At 61.7% G+C, this 11,334-nt stretch carries 7 protein-coding genes and 1 pseudogene; 2 read left to right on the forward strand and 6 right to left on the reverse strand.

Annotated elements, in window-relative coordinates:
• Positions 1 to 23: 23 nt before the first annotated feature.
• From yccS to purH, 6 genes are all read right to left on the reverse strand, one after another.
• Entirely contained in the window at positions 24 to 2,237 is a 2,214-nt protein-coding gene (gene yccS / locus XBLMG947_RS10370; protein ID WP_065468364.1) for a YccS family putative transporter, read from the reverse strand.
• 207 nt (positions 2,238 to 2,444) lie between these two features.
• Positions 2,445 to 3,032, reverse strand: coding sequence for a DUF4276 family protein (locus XBLMG947_RS10375; RefSeq protein ID WP_065468366.1), 588 nt, complete (start codon positions 3,030 to 3,032; stop codon positions 2,445 to 2,447).
• Entirely contained in the window at positions 3,029 to 4,222 is a 1,194-nt protein-coding gene (locus tag XBLMG947_RS10380) for an AAA family ATPase (RefSeq protein WP_065468368.1), read from the reverse strand. The genes XBLMG947_RS10375 and XBLMG947_RS10380 overlap by 4 nt, the downstream gene beginning before the upstream one ends.
• 151 nt (positions 4,223 to 4,373) lie before the next feature.
• A complete protein-coding gene (gene purD, locus XBLMG947_RS10385; RefSeq protein WP_065468370.1) occupies positions 4,374 to 5,663 on the reverse strand; it encodes a phosphoribosylamine--glycine ligase in 1,290 nt (429 codons plus the stop codon).
• Entirely contained in the window at positions 5,660 to 6,361 is a 702-nt protein-coding gene (locus tag XBLMG947_RS21500; protein ID WP_083993020.1) for a hypothetical protein, read from the reverse strand. Before XBLMG947_RS21500 ends, purD begins: the two co-directional genes overlap by 4 nt.
• Before the next feature lie 42 nt (positions 6,362 to 6,403).
• Complete coding sequence (gene purH / locus XBLMG947_RS10390; RefSeq protein ID WP_065468372.1) at positions 6,404 to 7,987, reverse strand: bifunctional phosphoribosylaminoimidazolecarboxamide formyltransferase/IMP cyclohydrolase; 1,584 nt, start codon at positions 7,985 to 7,987, stop codon at positions 6,404 to 6,406.
• 74 nt (positions 7,988 to 8,061) lie between these two features.
• Here purH and XBLMG947_RS21505 point away from each other — a divergent pair.
• Together XBLMG947_RS21505 and XBLMG947_RS10400 are read left to right on the forward strand one after the other, a co-directional pair.
• A pseudogene (locus XBLMG947_RS21505) lies at positions 8,062 to 8,205 on the forward strand (CDP-alcohol phosphatidyltransferase family protein); the annotation flags it as partial.
• A gap of 1,212 nt (positions 8,206 to 9,417) precedes the next feature.
• Positions 9,418 to 11,334 (forward strand): beta strand repeat-containing protein (locus XBLMG947_RS10400; protein ID WP_425479272.1); only part of this gene is annotated, 1,917 nt, incomplete at its 3' end.

The raw sequence follows: 11,334 nt of genomic DNA on the forward strand, positions 1-11,334 counted from the left end.
CAGGCCTGACGATCAAGAAGGCGCTAGACCTTGTTGATCGCCAGACGCGGCGGGTTCTCTGCCGCCGCCGTTGTCACCGCCAGCGCTGCAGCGCGCAGCTTGGGCAGCAGCCGCAGCGTCAACGCCAGCTGGTCGCGGACCAGGCGCTGTTTAGGCGGTAACTGCACGGCGTGTTGTTCCAGTGCTTCGGCGATGGCGAGTTCTTCGCTTTCATCATGCACCGGCAGCGGTTGGCGTTGGCCCAGCGCGCTGGCGATTTCGCTCAGTGCGCGCTGCAGATATTCGCCGGCCTGTGCGATGGCGGCATCGTGTTCGCCCTCGAGCGCGGCGCGATGCGCACCCAGTGCAGACAAATAGCCGAGCAAGGTGTTGGACAACGCCAGAAAGCGAAACCCTGCATCCAGATTGCGTCGGTAGCGGCCGGGTTCGCGCAGCATATTGGACAGCGCCACCGACAACGCGGCATCGGCGTTGTGCATGTCGCGGCGCGCGATGCGGTAGGGCAGATCGTCGCGCATGCCGCTGGCGTATTGCTCCAGCACCTGGGTGAGGTACCGCGCGCAACTGGCCAGCACCGTGGCCATCACCTGGTTGAGGCGACGGCCCTGCCAATCCGGCAGGATCAGGAACGAGACGGCGGCGGCGATGGCGCAGCCGATCAGCGTGTCGATCAGGCGCGGCCAGATCAGCACGAAGCCATTGCCGAGCAGATTGAAGCAGAGCAGCGCCATCACCGTGATGCCGGCGGTGGCCAGCATGTAGCGATCGGTGCGGGTGATGAAGAACACCAGCGCGCCGGTCAACGCCAGCAGCAGTTGCACTTCGGTGCCGGGGAACAGCTGCATCAGCGCCCAGGTGGCAACCAGACCGATCAAGGTGCCGGCGATACGTTGCACCAGCCGCAAGCGGGTGGCGCCGTAATTGGGCCGGCACACGAACGCGGTGGTCAGCAGGATCCAGTAGCCGTTGTCGGCATGGATGGATTGCATGATGGCGTAGCCGACCACCAGCGCGATGGCCATGCGCAGGCCGTGGCGGAACAGCACCGAGCCGGGCGTGAGTTGCTGGCTCAGGCGCGCGGCCATTTCGCGCAAGGTGTGCGGCGAGGAATCGCGCAGCCGGGTGTCGAGGTTGTCGCTGGTGGAATCGGATAGCGCCGCTTCCGAGAGCTTGCGTTCGATGGTCTGCAGATTGGTCACCAGCAGTTCTAGCGCGCCAAGCAAGCGGGCGAGCGCGGGGTCGGCGCGCGCATGCAGATAATCCAGCGACTGGCGCAGGTCTTCGGTGGCCAGGCGGCTGTTGTCGCCGTAATCGAACGGGTGGCGCAGGCGGATCGCTTCGCCCAATGCCGCGCAGGCCTTGCCTTGCAATGCGAGCAGGCGCTGGCAGCGGTACAGCACATCGCTATGGAAGAACGCATCGGTCAGCGCTTCGTAGGGATAGTGCGACGAGCTGGCGCGCTCATGGAATTCCTGCGCCATGTAATAGAGACGGAAATACAGGCCCGATTGCACGCCCGGTCGCCCCGAGCGCCCGAAGCGGCTCATGATCGCGGTCTTGGCCGCGTTGAGCGCGCCGACCACCTTGGCGTTCTGTTCGGCCAATGCCAGCCGGCGTGCGTGCAGGTCGCTCTGGCGCACCGGTTCGAACAGATCGGCCTTGAGCTTGAGATAGCGGCCCAGCTCGAAAAACAACCGCGACAGTCGCTCGCGCACCGGGCGATTGGCGAACAGGATGGTCCACAGAATGGAGAGCACGCCGTACCAGGTGGCGCCGACCAACAGCAACGCTGCGCCATGCCAGGCGACCAGCGGATCGTGGCTGCCGTGCTGGTCCATGCCGATCATGGCGTAGATCGACAACGCCACCGTGGCCTGCGCGATCGAGGCATAGCGTTCGCCCAGCGCGCCGAGCAGGGTCAGCGAAAACGTCGCCAATGCCATGCCGATCACGAACGGCAGCGGATACGGAAACAGCAGCACTACCGCAGCAGCGGCGGCGGCAAAACAGAGCAGCGACAACAGCACCGATTTGATGCGGCCCAGCCAGTTGTCGTCGGTCTCGGCGATGGCGCTGGCAATCGCGCCGAGGAACAGCGCCGGTACCGCAGTGAGTTGCTGCCAGTGCCAGCACACGCCCATCGCCACCGCCAGCGCGATAAACACACGCAGGCCATAGCTGGCCTTTTCATGGGCCCACAGACGGCTGAGGCAGGATTCGAAGGAAGTGGTGGTCACGGTGGCATTATTGCCGCAGGCACGCTTTACCGGTGTGGAAAGCGGCTAGTTCTTTGTCAGTAGGGCGGCTTACCAACGGGCTCCGCACATGCTCAGGCTTGTTCGGAGCGCTCGCGGGCCAGCCGATGTCGCTGCCATGGAAGGCGCAGGCCCCTCGGGTCTGTTGCAGGTTGTAGGTTGCAGGGACGGCGCCCATCAAATGACGGTCTATTTTGGGGCCGGAATAGCCAATAGTTCCGCTTCCATTCGTCTGACGCCGGTCACCAGATTGCGAAAGCTCGCAGAGCGAGCGTTGTCCAATTGAAGGTACTTCCCGATCTCCCGCGAGCCAGCCACCTTTTGATACCGGTTGCCTGTTATTAACTTGAGCTCCTTACTCGGATTTCCAATAGCGTCTGGCGATCTGAACTTGCGATTATTCTGATGAGAGGCAAGCTTACTCATCTTTAGAGCCATTCCGACCGCCGCGAGGTCGGCGAGGTAGAAAGTCTCAAGCTCCGTGCAAGCGATTCTCACTAGGCAGAATTGAATTCTTCCAGAAAGCCTGCAAGTTTCCAGTAGATTTTGCTTGACCGCTCGACAGTCAGGGTGGCTGTCGAGATCTCTCAGTATAACGAATCGGGCTAGTGGATTTTGGTATCCGCGAATACGGCGTTCCAATTGTTTTTCCAAATCTTGTTTACCTTCGAAAGCGATAAGCCGATATTGGATGTCATCTGACAAGATCCGAGGTAATAAGCTTTCCAGCATGGCTCGAGCGGAAGGCTCCTCCAGAAGAAAGACAAGTTCCCTCATTGCGGATCGACTCCGTCGAAGAATCCCTGTTTCCACAGATAGCCAAGTTGGTCACCCTCCTTGACATAGCTGGAAATTTGTTGATTGTCGCGCGCGCGATGAACTTCAGTGCACCCGTTTCGCTTTACGAGCCAGCACGCCTCGTCGAGTTCGGCGGAATTCAGGAAATCAGGCGAATGAGTAGATACCAATACCTGACCACCGCGCTCGGCATACATGCGGAATTCTTCCGCCAGTTCGGTCATTAGTTGCGGGTAAAGTTGGTTTTCCGGTTCCTCGACGCAAAGTAATGGATGCGGAGCGGGGTCGTAAAGAAGTACCAAATAAGCAAACATCTTGATCGTGCCGTCAGAAACATATCGGTCAAGGAACGGCGTCTTGAACGAACCGTCCTGGAATCGTAGGGTCAGATAGCCGTCGTCCATCAGTTTAGGTTCGACTGAGGCCACTCCAGGGACGCGTCGTGCCATGATATCGAGGATGCGACGGAATACTTGCGGATGACGTTCATTCATGTATTGCGCAACTAGCGGTAAATTGTCGCCACTTTCCGACAAGTGTTCAGAATCGCCAGTGGCTTCCTTGCGCCCTCTCGCTGCGTTGATATGAAAATCAGAAACGTGCCAGTTCTCGATTAGTTGTCGGAAAGCGTTTGCAGCCTTGAAACGCTCGAATTGTCCCAGCCCCTTGATCGCTAGGGTGTCAGGAGACACTTTCTGACTTTCTCTGTCCAGTTCCTCGTCCGGTTTCTTGAAGTCCTCTTCGTTGGTGATGGCATAACCTTCACCTTTGGAAAAATTCAAGAAATGATAGGGGCTGCCATAGCGTCCACGCTTGTAACGTAATAACTCCCTTTGCACGATGGGAGTACCAGTCTCTTCGCCAATCTCGATTGAGTAGGTGACCAGTCGCTCTACGCCGGTTATTTCCATTCGATACTGCAGTTCGATCAGAATGGAATCGACTGTAGGATCACACCCGCGGCTGAGAACCTCCCGGAAACGTCCCCGCTTGTCCAGTGCTTGCCGGACATTTCCCTTTAGGCAGTCATGGAGAAAGCCAAACACATCAAACAACGTGCTCTTGCCCGATCCATTGGCGCCAACGACGATGAGAAACGAAGGCATGTCCTTCAAGTGCACGTCGCGGAACGCCTTGAAATTCCTTAGCCGAATTGACTCAATCTTCATGCTGTGGGCTCCGCGCGTGTTTAGTCATTATGCAAACAGATACATAGTGGTGTATTCGATGCATCCGGAATACTTGTAATCTACTGCAGGCCGGCACCAGGCGAGGGTCGCTCAGCCAGGTTTGAGTTTGTTTCAGTGAAAGGTTTACCACTTACTGGTCTTGCTCGCGCGCGATTGCCCGCCAGCCGATGTCGCTGCGCTGGAAGGCGCTGGCCCAGTGGATCGGCTGCAGGCCGGCGTAGGCGGTGCGCTGTGCATCACGTATGGTAGTGCCTAGCGCGGCAACGCACAGCACGCGGCCACCGGCGCTGACCACCCGCCCGTCGGCATTCAACGTGGTGCCGGCATGGAAGACTTTGGCGCTGGCTGGCACCTGGTCCAGGCCGGTGATGACTTCGCCGGTGACCGGGGTTTCCGGATACGGCTTGGCGGCGATGACGACGCCCAGCGACGGGCGCGGGTCCCACTGCGCCTGTGCGTTGTCGAGCGTGCCGTCGATGGCGGCGTCGAGCAGATCCACCAGGTCCGACTGCAGGCGCAGCATGACCGGCTGGGTTTCCGGGTCGCCGAAGCGCACGTTGAATTCGATCACCTTGGGCGCGCCGTGCGCATCGATCATCAGTCCGGCATAGAGAAACCCGGTGAACGGCACGCCATCGGCGATCATGCCCTGCACGGTGGGCTCGACCACCTCGCGCATCACCCGCGCATGCACCTCGGGCGTGACCACCGGGGCCGGCGAGTAGGCGCCCATGCCGCCGGTATTCGGACCGGTGTCGCCATCGCCGACGCGCTTGTGGTCCTGGCTGGTAGCCATCGGCAAGGCGTGTTTGCCATCGACGATCGAGATGAAGCTGGCTTCTTCGCCATCGAGAAATTCTTCGATGACCACGCGTGCACCGGCGTCGCCGAACGCATTGCCCGAGAGCATGTCGCGCACCGCGTCTTCGGCCTCGCTCAGCGTCATCGCCACGATCACGCCCTTTCCGGCGGCCAGGCCGTCGGCCTTGACCACGATCGGCGCGCCTTTGTCGCGCACGTAGGCCAGCGCTGCATCAACATCCGTATGCACGGCGTAGTACGCGGTGGGAATGCCATGGCGCGCCAGGAAATCCTTGGCGAAGGCCTTGCTGCCTTCCAGCTGCGCGGCCTTGGCGGTGGGCCCGAAGATGCGCAGGCCGGCGGCGTGGAAACGGTCGACCACGCCCAGCACCAGCGGCACTTCCGGGCCGACCACGGTGAGCGCGACCGCTTCACGCTGCGCCAAGGCGAGCAGGCCATCCAGGTCGTCGACCTTGATCGCGACATTGCGGCACTTGGCCTCGCTGGCGGTGCCGGCATTGCCCGGCGCCACCAGCACTTCGCTGACGCGTGCGGATTGGGCGATCTTCCAGGCCAGGGCGTGTTCGCGGCCGCCGGAGCCGACTATGAGGATTTTCATGACTCAATTCCCAAAAGCTTCAATGCTGGTTTTGCTAAGCCCTTCAAGCTTGAAGAGATGGCGATTGCATTCGCAAGAATTGACAGCCCTTTCTCAAGCTCATCAATTTCTGGGAAATTTTTATCCATTGTCTTTACTGCGGCGAGATCAAACGTGGTGGCTTTGAATTTACTAAAAACACCTGGATTTCCGACAAATTCATAGTCTTCTATCGCAGCGACTAATTCACGCAATTGCCTGACCAGTTGAATCTTCTGTTCATGAGGGATGTCAGAGTCCACAAGCAGTCGTATTGCTTCTCTAAGGTTATCTAAAGCTTCGGTGAGAACTTCGATCGAAATTGATGAGTCGCTTAGCTTGCCTTCAATAAGAGTTGCTTGGAGTTCAAGGTAGCTCAACGTGTGATCGTCAAAAGATTTTCGAAAGCCCTCCCAATGCGTGCCAGGATTCGTGAGTGCAGCTAAGATCTGCGTTCTCCAATGATTAGTCGAGCGCGCGCTTACTTTTGAAGCGATTGACTCAATCTCTTGCTTTGCGCTATCGGTTAGCTGGTATATGAGGCCTATTTGGCGCAGTACGTCATTGTTGTCAACGCTAGGGAATATCTGCTTCCAGCCTGTGTAGAAATCTACACCTGATCGATGGCCCGTTATCTTGATGAGTATTTCATATAGCGCTGAGGTTGATGAAGCTGACATTGAATGGACCCTTTTTTTCTTAATGGCTCTAAGCGAAATCAATCAATGCCGGAAATGCCGCACGCCGGTGAACACCATCGCAATCCCGTGTTCGTCGGCGGCGGCGATCACTTCTCCGTCGCGCATCGAACCGCCGGGCTGAATCACTGCCTTGATGCCGGCGGCGGCGGCCGCGTCGATACCGTCGCGGAACGGGAAGAACGCATCCGAGGCCATCACCGAGCCGGCCACTTCCAGCTTGGCTTCTTCGGCCTTGAGCGCGGCGATCTTGGCGCTGACCACGCGGCTCATCTGCCCGGCGCCCACGCCAATGGTGCGGCTGTCCTTGGCGTAGACAATGGCGTTGGATTTGACGTACTTGGCCACGCGCCAGGCGAACAGCAGATCGCCCAGTTCCGCCTCGCTGGGCGCGCGCTGGGTGACCACGCTCAATTCGCCCAGCGACATGCCGCGGTTGTCGGCCGACTGCAGCAGCAGGCCAGAGCCAATGCGCTTGGTGTCGTAGTTGTTGAGGCCTGCGCCATGCGGAATCTTGAGCACGCGCACGTTGGCTTTCTTGGTGGCGTATTCCAGCGCGCCGGCCTCGTAATCCGGCGCAATCAGCACTTCCACGAACTGGCGATCGAGAATCGCTTTGGCCGTGGCCGCATCCAGCGTCTTGTTGAAGGCCAGGATGCCGCCGAAGGCGCTGGTGGGGTCGGTGGCATAGGCCAGCTCGTAGGCATCGCCGCAGGCCATGCCCACGGCCACGCCGCACGGATTGGCATGTTTGACGATCACGCAGGCCGGCGCGTCGAACTGGCGCACGCATTCCCACGCCGCATCGGCATCGGCCAGGTTGTTGTAGCTCAGCTCCTTGCCCTGCAGCTGCTGGAAGGTGGCCAGCGTGCCCGGCACCGGAGACAGGTCGCGGTAGAACGCGCCGGACTGATGCGGGTTTTCGCCGTAGCGCAGGTCCATGACCTTGATGAAGTTGGAATTGATCTGCGCCGGGAACGGGCTGCGCGTGGGCACGGTTTCGGCGCTGTCGGCCACGGCCGACAGGTAATTGCTGATCGCCGCGTCGTACTGCGCCACGCGGTTGAATGCCGCCACCGACAGCGCAAAGCGCTTGGCCGCCGACAGCTGGCCGTCGTTGGCCTCCAGCTCGGCCAGCAGGTCGGCGTACTGCGCCGGGTCGGTGGCCACGGCCACGCGTGCGAAGTTCTTGGCCGCGCTGCGCAGCATCGCCGGGCCGCCGATATCGATGTTTTCCACCGCATCGGCCAGCGTGCAATCGGCCTTCACCGTCACCGACTCGAACGGATACAGGTTGAGCACCAGCAGGTCGATCGGCGCGATGCCGTGCTCGGCCATCACTGCTTCATCGATACCGGCACGCCCGAGCAGGCCGCCGTGCACCAGCGGGTGCAGGGTCTTGACGCGGCCGTCCATCATTTCCGGGAAGCCGGTCAGTTCGGCGACGTCTTTCACCGGCAGGCCGGCCTCGCGGATCGCCTTGGCGGTGCCGCCGGTGGACAGCAACTCGACGTTGTGCGCCACCAGCGCGCGGGCCAGGTCGATCAGGCCGGTCTTGTCGGAAACGGAGAGCAGGGCCCGGCGCACGGGCAGGAAATCAGAGGCCATCGGTGGGGGAATGTCGTTGCGGAGCAGCCGATATTGTAGGCTGCGCCAGCGCTCGAAGGGACTCAAGACCCCGTATGGGCTGGATCCATGCCGTGAAGGGACGCGGCCAGGCACTGCTGCGGCCGATGGTGGGCGCGTTGTATCGCGGCGGCATCGCTGCCAATCGGGTCATGCTCATCGCAGCGGCGGTGGTGATGGCGGTGGTGGATGTGGCGGTTATGGCGGTGGAGGCGATTGATGCAACGCAGTCCACCGGCATGGCGTCAGACGCGCGGCCGCTGGGCACGCGCGTTGCGTGAACGCAGCGCCACGCCACACGGCGCGTCATCGGCAGCCTCTGCGGTTGCGGCAGTCGCGGGCTGCTGCGCGGCATCGCCTCGGGTAACCGCGTGCGCGGGTGCGGCGCCGATGATGGTGCTCTCTGTTCTTCGCGCAGGGCTGGTCGTGGGGCATCCGCATGGTCGGCGCGCTGGTGGCGGCGATCGCCGGTGCCATGCGGATCGCGGTTGTGCGACTGCGCCCGGCGTGCCTGTATGGGGAAGGACCTGATCGCCCATGCGCCGCTACCGATCCTGTCCACCCTCGGCAGCGGCGACACACCCATTACTATGGCGTGCAGTGCAGGAGTGCAGCGGGGTCTGGTGATCTGCGTGTGCTGCATCCCGCACGATTGACGGCCGATCACGCAGGGTTTGTGTGCCGAGAGCGGCAGCAACGCGGCATTGTCCGACGATGCGAGTGGACGCAAGAGCGTCATTGACACCTTGTCTATCGAGCGCCGCGTGTCTTGTGCGGTCGCGCTGGTGCGGCCGCTCCAGATCTGATGACACCATCCTGGTGTCCTCGAAGCCGGCAGCTTCGCTGCGGGCATGGATCGCGTTGCAAACCGCGTCCGATTGGTGGACTTCGCAAAAAATTTTTGCACCCTATCGCAGATTGAATAAGTCAGTCGATCGCTGCGCTCGTCGCGGGTTTCCTTCTTCGCCAATTCGTACTCCTCTTCGCGCATGGCGACACCTGCCGAGCACGCCTGACCCACGCTGCGGACTCGCTGGCACGTTGCTCGCGCTTGAAGACACTGACGCTCTCAGCGAAGCGTCAACTCCCCTGTCTGCTGCAACTTCTGGTGCGCAAAAGCCAGTGTTGCCATCGCCCCCAACTGCGCCCTGCAGTCGCGGCCATCCATCTCCCGCGCTTCGAACACGTCACCGCAGCCTGCGTGCGCCCAGGGCATTCGCGCATGACCACCACAGCAGTGCCGGTACTGCCCTTAGTCAACGGGTGGATCCGTCTGGCCGTCTTGGCCGGACGATCCGCTTCCTTTATCGATTGGTCACGAACGCCGGCTTGCGCGGCTGCTCGGGACATTTCTATGAGACCGACCTATGAACCGCGAAAAAGTCCTGGCACTACGCACCTGCACGAACAACATGTCCGATCATTGCGGATTGATCTGGCCACAAGCAGGGCTTGTCGAATGCAGGCATTGGAAGCCCACCACGACGCAGGAAAACGGCTTGACCGGACTGTTGTGGGGGCAGGGCACCAGTGCCTATCTGAACATGCATGCCGATGCGCATTGGATCGTCTGCATGGTGGACACGGCCGACATCATCCGGCTGGGCGAGGAGGGAATGATCAAGTTCCCCAGGGCCGAGGTGATCTATGCCGGTAGCCGCAGCGGCGCCATGGCGTGCATCGATGCCGGCATCGAGCAGCAGTTGCCGCCCAAGCCCGAGCCGCCTGTGGACGCGGTGATTGCCGAAGAATTTCGTCCCAAGGCAGCGCAGGCGCAATTTGTCGCGCCGACCGAGGAACACAGCGGCCATTCCTTCATGCCAGCGGCGCCATCGCCCGATGCCGGCGTTGCGAGCGCGCAGCATGTTGCCAACGACGTGCTGCGCACACGCGAGATCGCCACCTACGGCAGTACGCTCACCGGCGCCGATCAAAGTCAGCTCATTGCCGGATATGGAAGCACCGAGACCGCGGGTGATCGCAGCGAGTTGATTGCCGGGTATGGCAGCACCGGTGTGGCCGGATCGGACAGCACCATCGTGGCGGGCTATGGCAGTTCGCAGACGGCAGGAGGCGGCAGCACGCTGACGGCCGGCTACGGCAGCACGCAGACGGCGCGCAGCGGCAGCGCGCTCACGGCCGGTTACGGCAGCACCGAAACCGCCGGCGCCGACAGCGCGTTGATTGCCGGCTATGGCAGCACGCAAACCTCCGGTGGCGATAGTTCGCTCACCGCCGGCTACGGCAGCACCCAGACCGCACGCAAGGGAAGCGATCTGACGGCCGGTTACGGCAGTACCGAAACGGCCGGTGCCGACAGCTCGCTGATCGCCGGCTATGGCAGCACGCAGACCTCCGGTGGCGAAAGTTCGCTCACCGCCGGCTATGGCAGTACCCAAACGGCGCACGACGGCAGCGATCTGACGGCCGGTTATGGCAGTACAGGGACTGCAGGCGCAGATAGCTCGTTGATCGCCGGTTACGGCAGCACGCAAACCTCCGGCAATGACAGCTCGCTCACCGCCGGCTACGGCAGTACGCAGACCGCGCGGACGGGCAGCGATCTCACTGCAGGTTACGGCAGCACCGCGACCGCCGGCGCCGACAGCACGTTGATCGCCGGTTATGGCAGCACGCAGACTGCCGGTGGAGAAAGTTCGTTGACGGCCGGTTATGGCAGTACGCAAACCGCACGCAAGGGCAGCGACCTCACCACCGGTTACGGCAGTACTTCGACCGCCGGCGGAGACAGTACGCTGATCGCCGGTTACGGCAGCACGCAAACCTCCGGTGGCGATAGTTCATTGACCGCTGGCTACGGCAGCACGCAAACCGCGCGCAAGGGCAGCGACCTCACCACTGGCTACGGCAGCACCTCGACCGCCGGCGCCGACAGCACGTTGATCGCCGGGTATGGCAGCACGCAGACCGCCGGTGGAGAAAGTTCGCTGACGGCGGGCTATGGCAGTACGCAGACCGCACGCAGCGGGAGCGACCTCACCACCGGCTATGGCAGCACCTCGACGGCCGGTGCCGACAGCACCTTGATCGCCGGTTATGGCAGCACGCAGACCGCTGGTGGAGAAAGTTCGCTGACGGCGGGGTATGGCAGTACGCAAACCGCGCGCAAGGGCAGCGATCTCACCACCGGCTACGGCAGTACCTCGACCGCCGGCGGAGACAGTACGCTGATCGCCGGCTATGGCAGCACGCAAACCTCCGGTGGCGATAGTTCGCTGACGGCGGGCTATGGCAGCACACAAACCGCACGCAGCGGGAGCGACCTCACCACCGGCTATGGCAGCACCTCGACCGCCGGCGGGGACAGT

It is taken from the genome of Xanthomonas bromi, assembly GCF_900092025.1.
GTDB classification, from domain to species: domain Bacteria; phylum Pseudomonadota; class Gammaproteobacteria; order Xanthomonadales; family Xanthomonadaceae; genus Xanthomonas; species Xanthomonas bromi.